The following is a 1,013-nucleotide window of genomic DNA, read 5'->3' on the forward strand; positions in this document are numbered from 1 at the left end:
ACAGCTAAGCAGTAAAACCATGGAAAAATTAAATAAAGTCCTTCCTTCTGTGTGGAGTAAAAATAACCCTGTTGATATTATAGGAGATGCACCGCCGGAAAGATATAGAAAAGCCCTTGATATACTTTTGGAAGCCAAAGATAACGACGGAATTATTGGAATAATGACGCCCCAGTTCATGACAAAACCTTATGAAACAGCTGTTGAAATAGTAGACCTTTTAAACGGAAAAAAATCTAATAAACCTCTTTATTTTTCAATAGTAGGAGGCAAAAAGGTAGAAAAAGCAAGGCATTATTTAGATATAAATAAAGTTGCAACCTATGACACACCCGAAGAAGCTGTTGACAGCATGGTTCTTGCTTGGAGGTATAATTATCTAAAAGGCTTAATAGAAAAAGACAGCGTTAAGATTTATAAAAGCAGTGAAGGGAAAAGTTTAATAAAACAGTATTTAAAAAACGGTAAAACCTTTCTTACAGAATATGAAACAAAAAAGGTTCTTCAATCTTACGGCGTGCCTATAAATAAAACTGTTTTACTGAAAAATGTAGAGGAAATTAATCAGCTTGAAATAAACTTTCCAGTAGTTGCCAAAATAAGCTCTCCTGACATACTTCATAAAACAGAGGCAGGAGGTGTTATTTTAAACATAGAAAATAAACAGCAGTTGAAAAAAGCTTTTGAAGAAATTATTGAAAATGCAAAAAAATACAAAAAGGATGCAAAGATAGAAGGCATAATAGCAGAAGAGCAGGTAGAAAAAGGATTTGAACTTATAATTGGAAGTGCAAGGGATAAACTTTTCAGACAGTATTTAATGTTTGGATTTGGCGGGGTTTACACAGAGTTTGTAAAAGATGTATCTTTTGATTTTCCACCACTGAGTAAAAATTTTGCCTATGAGATGATAAAAGAAACAAAGATTTATAAACTGCTTAAAAAAGGTTTTAGAAATATTCCTCCAGCCAATATAGATAAGCTTGCCGAGGTTTTAATTAGAATTTCATCTT

Annotated in this window: 1 protein-coding gene; it reads left to right on the forward strand. The window is 32.3% G+C overall.

Annotation, left to right across the window (positions count from 1 at the left end; genetic code table 11):
• Window positions 1-19: 19 nt before the first annotated feature.
• A partial coding sequence (locus HG1285_RS00065) for an acetate--CoA ligase family protein (protein WP_198005471.1) occupies window positions 20-1,013 on the forward strand: 994 nt, incomplete at its 3' end.

The sequence above is a fragment of the Hydrogenivirga sp. 128-5-R1-1 genome, from assembly GCF_000171895.1.